Below are 15,098 nucleotides of genomic sequence, written 5' to 3'. Positions count from 1 at the left end.
ATGTTTTTGTTTAATTTACAGAGTGTTCCTGTTTCTATTCTTGGCGTTCCAAGACTTTTTGAAAAGTTGCATTAGCGAAAATGTTAAAATGAGTGTTGTAACAAGGCCCATTATAAAAACGGAAACAACAATCATTGCCGTACCCATTTGGGTTTCCATATTCCAGCTTTCCATAATAGACGTTGCAAATACACCGTCAATTTGATACATATAAAGCGCCATAAAAACGGTAAAAATTATCGACGCAATTCCACCAGTAAATAGTCCAGCCTCGAAACCTTTTTCATATTTAACTTCTGAAACCTTACTTTGATAGCTTTTTAGCGCGAAATAAATTCCCGCACCAAAAAATAACGCATTAACAACACTTAATACTGGATAGTGATGCAGACCGATTAATTTTAAAATCAGGAAATAGGCAATAAGCACAATAGCAATACCGATACCATAAGTGGAATAAATTTTCAACATAGTTTGAGGTTTTAGTTTCAAAAGTTACGACAATATCAGTGTAGAACGCAAATTAAGGGTAAATTTTATGACTAAATTATGACTTATTCGATAAGAAATTAACTCTGATACAGTACAAATGTCAATAAAATAATATTAATGGAGATAAATCTTGAAAAAATAGTGAAATTTCACGGTTTTACATTCTTCTACGACTTCAACGTTCTAAAGAACAAAAATATCTTAAAGCTTACAGCCTAAATTGAATATCTATGTTATAAACCCCATATTTCTTTGTATTTTTACCCGCTAAAACTTATGAAGTTCATAACCCGTAAACTTAAACAATGAAAAAAACATTTCTTACCGCTCTATTTGCCCTTGCCGTTTTGGCAGGCGTTCAGTCACAGCATGTAGAATTTGAAGAGTACGACCTTGACAATGGTCTACACGTTATTCTTCATGAAGACAAAACATCTCCTGTGGTAATTACATCCGTAATGTATCACGTAGGAGCCAAAAATGAAACTCCAGGACGTTCAGGATTTGCTCACTTTTTTGAACACCTTTTATTCGAAGGAACTGAAAATATTGATCGTGGTAAGTGGTTCGAGATTGTTTCCTCAAATGGTGGAACGAATAACGCAAACACTACCGATGACCGCACCTATTATTATGAAATTTTTCCTTCCAATAGTGTAGAAGTTGGATTATGGATGGAAAGCGAACGTATGTTGCACCCAGTTATTAACCAAATTGGGGTAGACACTCAAAACGAAGTTGTAAAAGAAGAAAAACGCCTTCGCGTAGACAATCAACCGTATGGTAATGTTCTAAAAGCTGTAAAAGAAAATCTTTTCAAAAATCACCCTTACAGATGGACTACCATCGGTGAAATGGAAGACCTAGATGCGGCTACTTTAGAAGAGTTCCAAGCCTTTAATAAAAAGTTTTATATTCCAAATAATGCGGTTTTGGTAGTTGCCGGTGATATAGACAAAAAACAGGTGAAAAAGATGATTAAGGATTACTTCGGACCTATTCCTAGCGGACCTGCAGTTGTTCAGCCTAACATAAAAGAAGATCCTATTACACAACAAATAAATGCTAAGTTCTACGATCCAAATATTCAACTGCCAATGGTTGTACACGCATATCGTACGCCATCAATGAAAGAGCGTGATGCATATGTATTAGACATGATTTCAACCATTCTTAGCGATGGAAAAAGTTCACGTTTATACAAAAAACTAGTAGACCAAGATAAAATAGCGATGGAAGTTGCTGCTCTAAACTTCAGCCAAGAAGATTATGGAAGCTACATAACCTTAGCATTACCGCTAAACAATACTCCATTAGAAACAATTACAAGAGAAATGGATGAAGAAATCGTAAAGTTACAAACCGAACTAATTTCTGAACGCGAGTATGAAAAATTACAGAATATCTACAAAAACAACTTTGTAACATCAAATGCAACAGTTGAAGGTATTGCAAATTCCTTAGCTAACTATTATACTTTTTACGGAGATACTAGTCTTATAAATAAAGAGTTGGAAATCTACAAGAATATTACCCGTGAAGAAATCAGAGAGGTTGCCAAAAAATACTTAAACCCGAACCAACGCCTTCGTTTAGAGTATTTGCCAAAAACCGATCAATAATCATAAAAGAATTTTATCAAAATGAAAAAATATATTTACCTATTTCTAGTAGGACTTTTAACTACAAGTCTTGCAACAGCGCAAATAGACCGAAGCAAACAACCTATTCCAGGTCCTGCTCCTACAGTCAATTTATCTGAACCTATAACTTTTAAGCTAGATAACGGTTTAACAGTTTTAGTTGTTGAAAACAATAAGCTACCTGCCGTTCGTGTACAGCTTCTTATAGATAATCCAATTCACGCATCTCGTCAAAAAGCTGGTGTTGAGTCTTTAGTTGCTGCAATGATGGGCAACGGAACTACCAGCATTTCAAAAGATGATTTTAATGAAGAAGTCGATTACCTAGGCGCTTATATCTCATTTGGCTCTGAAAGCGGCTATGCAAGTTCTCTTTCTGAATACTTCCCAAGAATTATGGAATTAATGGCAGATGCTATCAAAAATCCATTATTTACAGAAGAAGAATTTCAAAAAGAAAAAGATAAGTTGCTAGAAGGCATTAAAAGTCAAGAAAAGAGTGTTTCTCAAGTTGCCAGCAGAATAAGCCCTGCATTAATCTACGGTACAGAACACCCAAATGGTGAGTTTACAACCGAAGAAAAAGTTAAAAACCTTACTTTAAACGATGTAAAGTTTTTTTACGACAACTTTTTTAGACCAAACCATGCGTATTTAGCAGTAGTTGGTGACGTGTCAAGCAAAGAAGTTAAGCGCTTAGTAAAAAAGTACTTAAAAGACTGGAGTGCAGCACCTGTACCATCAGCTACTTATGCCGACCCACAAGACGTTCAGTACACACAAGTTAATTTTGTGGATATGCCAAACGCTGTACAATCAGAGATTACAGTTCAGAACTTAGTAAAACTAAAAATGAGCGATCCTGATTATTTTCCAGTACTAGTAGCTAACAGAATTTTAGGTGGTGGCTTCAATAGTTTATTAAACATGAATTTACGTGAAGCACACGGTTGGACTTATGGTGCGCGTTCAAATACAGGAGCAGATAAAAACATTACTCGCTTTACAGCTTCAACAAGCGTGAGAAATGCGGTAACTGATAGTGCTGTTGTCGAAATATTGAAAGAGATACGTTTTATTCGTGACAACCAAGTTACTACTCAGCAATTAGCTAATGCTAAAGCTAAATTCACTGGAGATTTCGTCCTAGCTTTAGAACGTCCTGCAACTATCGCAAATTCTGCTTTAAGAATAAAAACACAAAATCTCGGAAATGATTTTTACATCAACTACCTAAGAAAAATTAACGCAGTAACCGTAGCCGATGTACAACGTGTAGCTAAGAAATATTATAAGCCGGACAATCTTCGTATAGTAATTGTTGGAAAAGGATCTGAAGTTTTAGAAGGTCTTAAAACCCTTAAAGGTCCTAGCGGAAGACAAATTCCGATATTTTATTTTGATGAATATGCAAATCCCGTATCTGAACCAAATTACAACAAAGCCATTGAGGCAGGTGTAACCGCAGAAACTGTTTTGAACCAATACATCAATGCCATTGGAGGCGAAAAAGCTCTAAAAGCTGTTAATTCTGTAAGCTGGGTTGCACAAGCTGAAATGCAAGGCATGCAACTTGGTCTTGAAATGAAAAACACCACTAAAAATCAATCTTCTTTGGTTGTTTCTATGGGCGGAATGACATTGCAAAAAATGATTTTTGATGGCGAAAAAGGATATATGATGGCTCAAGGCCAACGTATTGATAACACTGACGAGCAAAACGCTGCCGCAAAAACCGCAGCAGTTCCTTTCCCAGAACTTTCAGCAAAAGGGGCAAAGTTAGAGCGTTTAGAACCTGTTGATGGAAAAGACGCTTACGTTGTTTCCTTCGAAGGAGGAAAAGAAGCTTATTATGACAAAGCTAGTGGATTGAAAGTTAAAGAAGTTACCACGCAAGAAGCAATGGGACAGACTATTTCTACTACTATTTCATACGAGAACTACACAGAAGTAGACGGAATTAAGTTTCCATTTACGATTAAGCAAACTGCAGGTCCACAAGAAATCGCTTTTGAGATCAGCAAAGTAAGCATCAATGAAGGAGTGTCAGATTCAGATTTTGAATAATCTATAACTGACCTTTAAAAGTCTTTGTATTTATAAAGAGGTTGCATTTTGCAGCCTCTTTTTTTGATTATTAATGATGAAGCCTCTTGTAATATATGGACTTCGAAAACATAGAAAATTTATAAAGCGTAGGACGTTTTAAAAGCTTTAGAGAAGGCAGAACAACATACCCAAAACAAGTTTAGATAACAGCTTAGTTTCACTCAGAACAGAAAACAAAAGATCCCAAATAGTGAATACTTGATGTGCTAACTATATGTTGCAGCTAACCCATAAATAAGGAAACAACACAAATAAAAAAAGCCGAATAATGATAACCATTACCCAGCTTTTTTAATTTAAACCTTACTCAGCTCTGTTAGCTAATTAAGGGTTCGTCGCAAGACTATTTTTTAATAAAGCGCTTTACTGTTCTTTGAGAATTGCTTTCAAAAATCACAATATAAACACCAGAATTTAAATGCGCAATAGTATAATTCACTTCCGTTTCCTGAATCATTCCGTTGTCTAAAACTCTACCGTTTATATCTGTCAAAACAAATTTAGACGGTACACTCGTTCTTAAATTGATTGAAGTTGCAGAAATACTTGGGTAAATAACTACTTCATTTTCAACTGAAACAAAACTTTCAGTAGATAGTACAAGATTTGTAAGAACAGGGTATCCATCATTTACATCTGGATTAATGCTCCAAATATCACCTTGATCCCCATTTAAAAGGTCTACCAATTCTTGAGACTTCATTTCGTTAGTAGTTCTTCCCACTACACTAATTGTTGGATCTGCTGGAAATGCTCCAATACCTTCTGCCATTCCACTACTTTCAGTATCAAAATAAGAATTTGCCACCGTAGTTTCCTGAATAATGTCGCCTATAAAACCACCTACAGTTCCACCCGCATTTGGGGCTGTAACCGTTCCTGTAGAATAGCTATTTTCAATCGCTCCATTAATTTCTGGCGAACCGTAAAAACCACCAACTCTTGTGCCTGTTGCAATAACATTAGCTCTTGAATATGAGTTTTTAACCACATTTGTAGAGTTAGGGTCTGGAGGAAAATTAAAAGTACAAAAGCCTACTAATCCACCAACAACATCATCTCCAGAAACCAAACCTTCTGAAAAGCTCTCTTCAATTAATGTGGTATCCCAAGCAGTTCCAACGAGACCACCTGTTTGGTTTCCACCGTAAACTTCACCTGAAAAAGAAGATTTCTTAATCTGAGAATCTATTAACAATCCACCAGCGATTCCACCAACAGACGCACCGTCAAAACCACCAGCAGAATACACTTCTGAATTGGTTACATGACAGTTTTCGACCAAACTATTGGTAGATAAATTTGCAGTTAAAACAGCAACAGTGCTTAGTCCATATACCACAGCTCCATCGACTTTAAGGTTTTTTACTTCGCAAGAAATTACGGCTCCAAACAAACCACTAAAATCGTTATCAGGACGATTTACAAATATATTTGAAATTGTATAATCATTTCCCTCAACGCTTCCTTTAAACGCTAGGTCAATTGAAGTTCCTACAGGCAACCAAAGGTGCGCTCCTAAATCAATATCTGAAGTAAGGTTGATTATTTTTCCTTCAAAATTGTTACCGGCTTCTACCAAAACACTCACTCCGGCAAAGCTTGCTGCATCCGATACGTCAAACGTATCTAGAGAATCATCATACCAAGAAGTATCGGCGTTATCGGTCCATTGCGTTACAGGCAAGTCCTGAGCATTTGTGGCAAACGCCACAAATAAAATTATTAAAAGGGATAATTTTTTAAACATAGAATTATTTTTAGGTTAAGGGCACGAACATACAAAAAAAACATAGGAAAGATTGGAGTTAAACCAGTTATTAACTACATATAATAGCAAACAATCTATTTTCGGAAACTTACTATCGAAAAATTCGAAAATTAAAAAAAGAGAGTTAAAAACGACTAAATTCCAATATTTGATGCGGATCTACGTTGGAAGTGATACTTGTATCAATAATCTCATCAAAACCTACCCCATTCCGTTAATACTCACTAAATTTGCCCTCTCAAATTTTTTCAGAACAAAATGTACAGAACACACAACAACGGCCAACTCCGCGCCGCAGATATCAACAAAGAAGTAACCCTTTCAGGATGGGTTCAAAAAACACGCGATAAAGGATTTATGATGTGGGTCGATCTTCGCGATCGCTACGGCATTACCCAACTTATTTTTGACGAGGAACGCAGTTCAAAAGAATTGATGGAGAAAGCTTCACAATTAGGGCGCGAATTTGTCATTAAGGTTAAAGGAACTGTTATTGAGCGACAGTCCAAAAACCCAAACATGCCAACTGGCGATGTTGAAATATTGGTTTCTGAACTAACAATTCTGAATGAATCAAAAACACCTCCATTCACCATTGAAGACGAAACCGACGGCGGCGAAGACCTTAGAATGAAATATCGCTACCTCGACATTCGCCGAAACCCCGTTCGTGAAAACCTCATCTTCCGTCATAAAGTAGCCATTGCTGTACGAAATTATCTTTCGGAAAAAGGATTCGTTGAAGTTGAAACTCCATATTTAATAAAATCTACACCTGAAGGCGCGCGCGATTTCGTAGTCCCTTCACGAATGAACGAAGGTCAGTTTTACGCCCTTCCGCAGTCGCCACAAACCTTCAAACAATTATTGATGGTGGGCGGAATGGATAAATACTTCCAAATAGTAAAATGTTTTAGGGATGAAGACCTCCGCGCAGACCGTCAGCCAGAATTCACGCAAATAGATTGTGAAATGGCATTTGTAGATCAGGAAGAAATCCTGAATGCGTTTGAAGGACTAACAAGACATTTACTAAAAGAAATTAACGGTGTTGAGGTTTCTGATTTCCCAAGAATGACCTACGACGAAGCCATGGCAAAATACGGAAACGACAAACCAGACATTCGTTTTGGAATGGAGTTTGGCGAATTGAACGAAGTTGCACAGCACAAAGATTTCGGTGTCTTCAACCAAGCCGAATTGGTTGTGGGAATTGCGGTTCCTGGCGGAAATGGGTTCACAAGAAAAGAAATAGACAAAATAATTGACTGGGTAAAACGCCCACAAGTTGGTGCTTTGGGAATGGTTTACTCACGTTGCAACGACGATGGAACGTATAAATCTTCTGTAGATAAGTTTTTCGATCAAGACGATTTGGCAAAATGGGCCGAAGCAACGGGTGCAAAACCTGGTGATTTAGTTTGCGTACTATCTGGAGATAAAAACAAAGTAAGAACGCAGTTAAGTGCATTAAGAATGCACTTGGCAGAAGAACTTAATTTAAGAGACCCAAAAGTATTCGCTCCGTTGTGGGTTATAGACTTCCCGCTGTTAGAATGGGATGAAGAAACCGAACGCTACTACGCAATGCACCATCCTTTTACCGCTCCTAAACCAGGGCAGCTCGAACTTTTAGCTACAAATCCTGGCGATGTAAAAGCCAATGCCTACGATTTAGTTTTAAACGGAAACGAAATCGGCGGAGGCTCAATCAGGATTCACGATAGAGAAACTCAAGCTAAAATGTTTGATTATTTAGGGTTTACACCTGAAGAAGCAAAAGAACAATTCGGCTTTTTGATGGATGCTTTCCAATACGGCGCACCTCCGCACGGCGGGCTTGCCTTTGGATTAGACAGATTAGTCGCTATTTTGGGCGGACAAGAAACCATCCGTGATTTCATTGCCTTCCCGAAAAACAATTCTGGTCGTGATGTAATGATCGATGCCCCTGCTCCCATTGATGCAAAACAATTGGAAGAGCTTCATTTGAACGTTGTGACTAAATCATAATTAACGCCCAGACCCCAAAGGTTTTCAAAACCTTTGGGGGTCTTTTTACACCCTATAAAATGAACTGGAATAATTTCTTAAAAGTGACGATTATCACATTTTGGGTGCTTTTAATGGTGCTTGGAGGACTTATCGGTTATATAAATTATATTCATTATGAGCGCATCGGAAAATACCCGATTAACACAGCAAAGTATCCGCATGATGTAGGTTATATAAACCCAAAAACCGCAGCGTTCTCAGAAGGCTTTGCACGTTGCGACACTACTTTGAAGCCACAAGGCTATTACCATTCGGAACGAAATATTTTTAAAGATGGCAAATATCAATTTAGAAAAACTATTTCAAAAAAATATGAGAACAACGGGTATACAGATTCAGGGTTTTTAAATCTTCGATTTCTCGTAAATTGTAATGGCGACGTGGGCAATGTTGAAATAAATGAATTGAATTCCGATTATCAACAGACCGATTTAAACAACGAATTAGTAGATCAATTAGTTAATTTGAGCATCGCCAAAGAAAACTGGACTCCAAAAGAAATTGGCGGAAAGACGTATGACAGCTATATGTATTTAATCTTTAAAATTGAAAATGGTGAAGTACTTGAAATATTGCCTTAGCACATTTTTTTTAGCCTTACTATTGAGTTGTGGCAATAAAACGGAGACACTTTCTGTAGAAGATAAAATAGCGCTGTCAAAAGAAATATATACAACTTCGGGTCGCTTCGGACAAGGCACCGCACAGCAATTGAGTATATTGGATAGTGTTTTAACCCTTGATCCATCCAACTGTAAAGCGATTCGCGCCAGAACTATTGCGTACCTAAAGCGCGGGTTAATGAAAGAATGGAAACCTTTGTTTGACCAAGCCGTGGAATGTGACCCGAAAGAATGGGTGCCTTGGCGTGGTTATCTTTATCTTCAATTTTATAGGGATTATGAAAAAGCCATCGCAGATTTTGACGCTTCGGATACGTTAACGCCAAACTTTACAGATGCCCCACAAGGCCACAGTGTAGATTATTGGCGCGGAATAGCTTATCTAGGATTGAAAGATTACGAAAATTCAATTAGATATTTTGATCGTTATATAAATGAAATAACCGAAGAAAATGGCGAAGACTGGGCAGAGCCAACAGCTTTTTTATACCGTGGAATCGCGCATTACGAAAACAAAAACCCAGAAGCCGCGCTAAAGAACTTTAATAAAATGATTCTTTACAACAAAAATAAAACAGCGGACGGGAGTTATTACAAAGCTTTAATCCTGTTTGAAGATAATAAATACGAAGAAGCCAAAAAAGAATTGGATTTAGCAATTGAAAACTATAACCTTGGTTATTTTAACAAGCACGACTATACCGAAAGTTTAAAACAAATTTACATTCAGGACCTCAATAATTTAGAAGCGGCTATAAATGCACAGTCACAAATAAACATAAAGTTATAATAGTTGTTTTTGGTAGTGAAACTATAAAATCATCATAACCAGAAATAACAAGTCAATAATTTAAGTAAAATGAAATATTTCTTAATAATTCTCTTCTTTGCAGTAGCAATAGCCTTGGGAGTCGGATTTTATATAAAAGTAGATGACGAAGCCACGGGAAAATTAATAATCGGCCTTTCCTTAATGGTCGGATTTTTAGTTTTGATGCCTTCATTTATCTACCACCGCTGGAAAGACAAAGATGTTAAAGACTATATGCTAAACAAGGAAAACATAATGAAAATGCACGAGTATCAAAAAAAGAAAAAGCTGTAGACTTGCTAGTTCAAGTTTCGTTTTTCAATAAAAAACCGCTTGAGTAGTTGTGAAGCTTCCTCGGCCATTATGCCTCCTGTCATCATCGTTTTAGGATGTAATTTGGTATCCATTGCAATACACCCCCGCCGTTCGTCTCTTGCCCCATACACAATTCTCGAAATTTGGCTCCAAAACAATGCTCCTGCACACATTTGGCACGGTTCAATAGTAACATAAAGCGTACAATCTATTAAATACTTTCCTCCTAAATAGTTTGCTGCCGAAGTAATAGCCTGCATTTCTGCGTGCGCAGTCACATCATTTAATGTTTCTGTAAGATTATGAGCGCGAGCAATAATTTGATTATTGACTACAACCACCGCACCAATAGGAACTTCACCTTTGTCATAAGCCACTTCGGCTTCTTGAAAGGCGCGTTTCATAAAATAAGTATCGTCAAAAGGGGTTATGATGCTCAAGATCTTTAGGATTTGAAGTTACAGATATCAGGTTTTAGTTCCTGAATTCATTTTCACACAAAGATATAATTCTCAACGTTCTCTCTGTGTTTTTTACGTCTAAGCGAATCATAAAAGTTGAAAAGTCCGATGTATTTAATTGAATGCATCTTCAACCGTCATATCACTTTATATTTCACTTGGAATTACAAAGTACAAATTAACGAATCCGTCAATTAACAAATTACCAATAGCTGTATCTTTACAACGTGCTAGAAAATTTATTAAATACGATTCGATCTCCAGAAGATCTTCGAGAAATTCCTGAAGACAAACTGCCTATATTAGCGCAGGAACTTCGTGAATTCATTATAAACATTGTGGCTACCAAGGAAGGTCATTTAGGCGCGAGCCTTGGCGTGGTAGAACTTACCATCGCCCTTCATTACGTTTTTGATACGCCCAAAGATTTACTAGTTTGGGACGTAGGGCATCAAGCCTACGGTCATAAAATACTAACCGGTCGCCAAGAAATATTTCACACTAATAGACAGTTAGGAGGAATTAGCGGCTTTCCAAAGCGCGATGAAAGCGAATTCGATACTTTTGGGGTTGGTCATAGCAGTACTGCTATTTCCGCAGCTTTGGGAATGGCAATTGCTTCAAAATTAAAAGGCGAAACCGAAAAACAACACATCGCCATCGTGGGAGACGCCTCCATTGCGAGTGGGATGGCTTTTGAAGCCTTAAATCACGCTGGAGTAACAGACACTAATCTACTGATTGTTCTCAACGACAACGCTATTGGAATCGACCCTAGTGTTGGTGCATTGAAAAACTACCTCACCAAAGTTAAAACAAATGGCGAACCCACTTCCGACAATATCTTTGAAGCACTTAATTTAGATTACACAGGCCCAATCGATGGTCACGACTTAAATTTGGTGATTTCTGAATTAAAACGTTTAAAAAATGTATCAGGACCAAAACTGCTTCACCTAATTACAAAAAAAGGAAAAGGTTTAAGGCAAGCTGAAGAAAACCAAGTGGTTTATCATGCGCCAGGGAAATTCAATGCACTTACGGGAGATCTTAATCCGAAAAATGAAAACGCACTTCCACCAAAGTTTCAGGATGTTTTTGGTAAAACTATTGTAGAGCTTGCTACAACTAATGAAAAGATAATTGGTATAACTCCAGCAATGCCAACGGGAAGTTCCTTAAAGTTTATGATGGATGAATTTCCAGACCGAGCTTTTGACGTTGGCATTGCAGAACAACACGCCGTGACTTTCGCTGCTGGATTGGCGACGCAGGGATTTACTGTTTTCTGCAATATTTATTCAACCTTTTTACAGCGTGCTTACGATCAAGTAATCCACGATGTTTGTTTACAGAAAATACCTGTAATATTTTGTTTAGACCGTGCGGGAATCGTAGGGGAAGATGGTGCTACGCACCACGGAATTTTCGATTTGGCATATTTAAATTGTATTCCGAATCTTATCATTTTTGCACCGCGTAATGCTGTAGAACTTCGCAATATTATGTACACTGCGGTACAAGGGTTAGAATTGCCTATTTTCATCCGATATCCAAGAGCACGGGGCAGTATTTTAGATTGGCAACGCACTTTTGAAAAAATTGAAATCGGTAAGGCTGAAATTTTAAAAGAAGGAACCGAAGCAGTTATTATATGTTTAGGACCTATATCAAAAAATGCTTTAGCTGCTATTTCACTTCTTTCAACCGAAAAGCAACAAACCATAGGTTGTATTGATATGCGATTTTTAAAGCCTTTAGATGAAACCATGCTTCATAAGGTTTTCAATAAATATAACAACGTTATAACCCTTGAAGACGGAACTGTAAAAGGTGGACTTGGAACCTCGGTTGTTTCTTTTGCAGCAGCACATAATTATACCGCTAAAATAGAAACTTTAGGAATTCAAGATGTTTTTCCAGAACACGGCACCGTAGACGAACTTATGGATATGGTTGGAATCTCGATTGAAAAGATAAAGCAACGACTATTAAAGTCATAAAAAAAGGAGGCTCATTACGAACCTCCTTTTTAAAATTCAATTTTAATTGAATTTAGTTTATAATCAATTTAGAAGTTTGAGAATATCCTCCACCTTCAACTTTAATAAGGTAGATTCCTGTATTTAAACTACTAACATCTAAATTTCTTGCTTGGTGCATTTCAACTTCAGTGTTGTAAACTACTCTTCCATTCATATCATAAATAGATATAGTTGCTTCTCCAACATCAAATCTTGACTGTACGTTAAGTTCTCCTTGTGAAGGGTTAGGATAGATGATAAAGCTGTTTTTAACACTTCCGTGATCTCCAACTCCAAGTCTACATTCAACAGGAACATCAAATGCTTCAGTTCCGTCTTGCTTGCTACTAGCACTTCCTTGACTAGCACTTAGACCAAGTCCTCTTTTGGCAAATGCATTCCAAATTAAACATTTGTTTGCACCACCATTTGCTATTTCATCAGCTTCCAAAATGGCATCACGACCATCAACAAAACCTGGACTGCAACGCTGTAGTTTTAATCCATCCATAACTAATTGAAGCGCCATATTGTTTCCGCCTTCACCTTCGTAAATATCTGGATCGAAACCGTATTCATCTATAAATGCCCAAGTTAAATCCCAAAGCATAGTTGCCCATACAGATCCTACACCGTGTGGCGCTCTTTGAGATTTAATATTGTCATATGTAAACTCATTTTTTTCAAAATCTGTACTGTATGGCCTTGCTCTTAAACCATTTCCACCAATACCTTGCCCCATTGCATAAGTACCAATTCCGCGAGGTGCTTCACCAGCATCGGTTGGCTTCATTGTAAGCATAAGGCCGAAGTAATCACTCCATCCTTCTCCCATTTGTTCTTCATTTTGAAGACATCCAGGTGCAAAACGACCACCAGTCAATCTAGAAGAAATTCCGTGCCCATATTCGTGTGCGACAATTCCGTTATCTAAATCTCCATCTCTTTGGTTGTTGTCTATTCCAGAACCATCATCTACCAATGTAGCGTTAATAGTGTCGCCATTTTGAAGTGAAGTAATTATATTTTCTCCATCTAACTTATAAATCATTACAGCAGGAATAGTTATATCTGTACCCGTCCCACCCATTACAATAGGATCTCCCGAAACATTATTTACCATAACTACAGCAATTGCACCAGCGTCTTGTGCTCTTTGAGCTTTTACAACGAAATCACAACTTCCTCTTCTAATTACAGCAATTTTACCCGCAATACTAGCGCCATTTGTAAGGTCATCACAAGCATCGTGAGGATCTTCTGAATCTCCAGCGTTATCATCTTCAACTAACACCAAATCGGCAGTGATTGGAATAGTTGGAAGTGGTGGTGCAAATTGAGAATCTAAAGAATAGTATGAACCAGCTAAGGGACCATCATTAATGGTAAAATATGATCCTAAAACTTCTCCTGGCGCAGTCCAAAGATACATTTGCATTCTTGGCGGCACACCATCAGTACCCGTGGCAAAATTAGCATTGTTTATTCCGCTTCCATCTTGAGCTTCGGCTAATACACCATCTCCTTGATTTCCACCTCTTGCATAGTTATTTACTTGAAAATTACCGCTAGCTTCATCAAAACCATACTGATAGAAAACATCGTGCATGATGTTATTCATATAGAAAAGATTGGTGATTGCTCCGTTGGTAAAATTGAATGGATTTTCAGGTAAATCAAATGGGAAATCAAATTGCATTGTAGGACCTCCTTCGGCTTGTTGCCCTCCACTATTGTTTCCGTTATGATCTTCTCTTGCTAGTACGTTGTTTCCACGTGTAGTGGTATATTCTGCACCTGCAATTCCGTTGGTATCGTGCCATCCATAAGGAGAAGCTAAAGCATCTGACGGATCAGAAATTAATTGATCTCTACCTTCACTAGGCCCAATTAATGGAATAGGAAAAACTCTATAGCTTGGCGTTGCTACAGCAGTACTTATCATTTGGCTTTGAGACTTGGTTACACTTGGAAAAAGTATACTTTCTCCTGCAGCGTGTGAATGAGCTCCGTCGCCAAGGTCACAACTAACAACCCAATCATCGGTAGCTAAAATATCTCCTGATAAGGCATCAACTCTCACGCTATAATAGTGACTTCCGTCTAGTAAGTAAATGTTTAAATCCCAAGCCAGTTTCAAGGCTTTGCCTTCATCAATATTTTGATAAACCAATTGAACAGGAATATTTTCTAAAGAAATATCACCCTTTGAAAAAACGTACGAATTATCATCTAAGGTTTCTAGCAAGCTCAGGCCTTTTGGTGAATCAATCCCTAATGCATTTGTGGCTTTTGAAATAGCTGCCAATGCCGAAATAGAAGGCGAAGTGCTATTTGCTTTTGCTGAAATATTCTCAATAAAAGACACCTTTGCACTTACAACTCCCCCATTTTTAATAACAAAAGGAGAAACAGAATTATAAACCTTAATGCCTTGGTAGTTTTGTTCAACATACACGTTGTATGCATCTAAACTTTTAGAATAACTTTGAGTTGCAATTGAAACATCAGCTACATCACCTTGTTTTAGAGACGAATCGGCTTGATATTTTTGTAAATACGAATTTACAGTTGCTGTAAAATCCTGCCCAAAGGAATGATTTACAACAAAGAAAATAAACAGATAAATAATTTTTTTCATGTAGTTTGTTTTTATTTTTATTGAATTCATAATCAAAAGGGAAAGACTCCACAAATATTGAGTGTTGACCTTTTAGAATTTAAGATTTCCCAAAAATATCATAAAACCTAAGATATTGCCTCTTCAATTGTGTTTTTAACATTTAAAAGCCTC

11 protein-coding genes are annotated in these 15,098 nt (G+C 37.4%); 7 read left to right on the top strand and 4 right to left on the bottom strand.

Annotated elements, in window-relative coordinates; translation table 11 throughout:
* Positions 1 to 15: 15 nt before the first annotated feature.
* Positions 16 to 471 carry a DUF4199 domain-containing protein gene (locus tag BLW28_RS09455; protein ID WP_073218374.1) on the bottom strand — a complete coding sequence of 152 codons (456 nt, stop codon included), beginning with the start codon at positions 469 to 471 and terminating at the stop codon, positions 16 to 18.
* A gap of 326 nt (positions 472 to 797) precedes the next feature.
* Between BLW28_RS09455 and BLW28_RS09450 the strand changes: the two genes are divergently transcribed.
* Both BLW28_RS09450 and BLW28_RS09445 read left to right on the top strand, forming a co-directional pair.
* Positions 798 to 2,114: a M16 family metallopeptidase gene (locus BLW28_RS09450; protein ID WP_073218377.1), complete on the top strand. Its 1,317-nt coding sequence runs from the start codon at positions 798 to 800 to the stop codon at positions 2,112 to 2,114.
* Positions 2,115 to 2,135: 21 nt separating this feature from the next.
* Entirely contained in the window at positions 2,136 to 4,202 is a 2,067-nt protein-coding gene (locus BLW28_RS09445; protein ID WP_073218380.1) for a M16 family metallopeptidase, read from the top strand.
* 385 nt (positions 4,203 to 4,587) lie between these two features.
* On the opposite strand, the gene BLW28_RS09440 is transcribed toward BLW28_RS09445, so the two are convergent.
* Positions 4,588 to 5,994, bottom strand: coding sequence for a T9SS type A sorting domain-containing protein (locus BLW28_RS09440; protein ID WP_073218383.1), 1,407 nt, complete (start codon positions 5,992 to 5,994; stop codon positions 4,588 to 4,590).
* A gap of 279 nt (positions 5,995 to 6,273) precedes the next feature.
* On the opposite strand from BLW28_RS09440, the gene aspS reads away from it, so the two are divergent.
* The 4 genes from aspS to BLW28_RS09420 all read left to right on the top strand — a co-directional run bounded on the left by aspS (position 6,274) and on the right by BLW28_RS09420 (position 9,798).
* Entirely contained in the window at positions 6,274 to 8,028 is a 1,755-nt protein-coding gene (aspS, locus tag BLW28_RS09435) for an aspartate--tRNA ligase (RefSeq protein WP_073218386.1), read from the top strand.
* A gap of 59 nt (positions 8,029 to 8,087) precedes the next feature.
* Entirely contained in the window at positions 8,088 to 8,651 is a 564-nt protein-coding gene (locus BLW28_RS09430) for a hypothetical protein (protein ID WP_073218389.1), read from the top strand.
* Positions 8,623 to 9,483 (top strand): tetratricopeptide repeat protein, encoded by an 861-nt coding sequence (locus tag BLW28_RS09425; protein ID WP_073218393.1) that lies wholly within the window; start codon positions 8,623 to 8,625, stop codon positions 9,481 to 9,483. Before BLW28_RS09430 ends, BLW28_RS09425 begins: the two co-directional genes overlap by 29 nt.
* Positions 9,484 to 9,552: 69 nt before the next feature.
* Complete coding sequence (locus BLW28_RS09420) at positions 9,553 to 9,798, top strand: hypothetical protein (protein ID WP_073218395.1); 246 nt, start codon at positions 9,553 to 9,555, stop codon at positions 9,796 to 9,798.
* Between the two features lie 5 nt (positions 9,799 to 9,803).
* Here the strand turns inward: BLW28_RS09420 and BLW28_RS09415 are convergent, their stop codons facing one another.
* Positions 9,804 to 10,253: a nucleoside deaminase gene (locus BLW28_RS09415; protein WP_073218468.1), complete on the bottom strand. Its 450-nt coding sequence runs from the start codon at positions 10,251 to 10,253 to the stop codon at positions 9,804 to 9,806.
* A gap of 254 nt (positions 10,254 to 10,507) precedes the next feature.
* On the opposite strand from BLW28_RS09415, the gene BLW28_RS09410 reads away from it, so the two are divergent.
* Complete coding sequence (locus BLW28_RS09410; protein WP_073218399.1) at positions 10,508 to 12,283, top strand: 1-deoxy-D-xylulose-5-phosphate synthase; 1,776 nt, start codon at positions 10,508 to 10,510, stop codon at positions 12,281 to 12,283.
* 52 nt (positions 12,284 to 12,335) lie between these two features.
* On the opposite strand, the gene BLW28_RS09405 is transcribed toward BLW28_RS09410, so the two are convergent.
* Entirely contained in the window at positions 12,336 to 14,945 is a 2,610-nt protein-coding gene (locus BLW28_RS09405) for a T9SS-dependent M36 family metallopeptidase (protein ID WP_073218471.1), read from the bottom strand.
* Positions 14,946 to 15,098: the final 153 nt, after the last annotated feature.

The organism is Aequorivita viscosa, assembly GCF_900106795.1.
In the GTDB taxonomy this organism is placed as follows: Bacteria; Bacteroidota; Bacteroidia; order Flavobacteriales; family Flavobacteriaceae; genus Aequorivita; species Aequorivita viscosa.
This window is presented reverse-complemented; position numbering and strand designations above follow the sequence as displayed.

Bases quoted from the DNA above. Each gene is read 5' to 3' on its own strand.
- BLW28_RS09455 (WP_073218374.1), bottom strand. From the start codon at position 471: ATGTTGAAAATTTATTCCACTTATGGTATCGGTATTGCTATTGTGCTT.
- BLW28_RS09450 (WP_073218377.1), top strand. From the start codon at position 798: ATGAAAAAAACATTTCTTACCGCTCTATTTGCCCTTGCCGTTTTGGCA.
- BLW28_RS09445 (WP_073218380.1), top strand. From the start codon at position 2,136: ATGAAAAAATATATTTACCTATTTCTAGTAGGACTTTTAACTACAAGT.
- BLW28_RS09440 (WP_073218383.1), bottom strand. From the start codon at position 5,994: ATGTTTAAAAAATTATCCCTTTTAATAATTTTATTTGTGGCGTTTGCC.
- aspS (WP_073218386.1), top strand. From the start codon at position 6,274: ATGTACAGAACACACAACAACGGCCAACTCCGCGCCGCAGATATCAAC.
- BLW28_RS09430 (WP_073218389.1), top strand. From the start codon at position 8,088: ATGAACTGGAATAATTTCTTAAAAGTGACGATTATCACATTTTGGGTG.
- BLW28_RS09425 (WP_073218393.1), top strand. From the start codon at position 8,623: ATGGTGAAGTACTTGAAATATTGCCTTAGCACATTTTTTTTAGCCTTA.
- BLW28_RS09420 (WP_073218395.1), top strand. From the start codon at position 9,553: ATGAAATATTTCTTAATAATTCTCTTCTTTGCAGTAGCAATAGCCTTG.
- BLW28_RS09405 (WP_073218471.1), bottom strand. From the start codon at position 14,945: ATGAAAAAAATTATTTATCTGTTTATTTTCTTTGTTGTAAATCATTCC.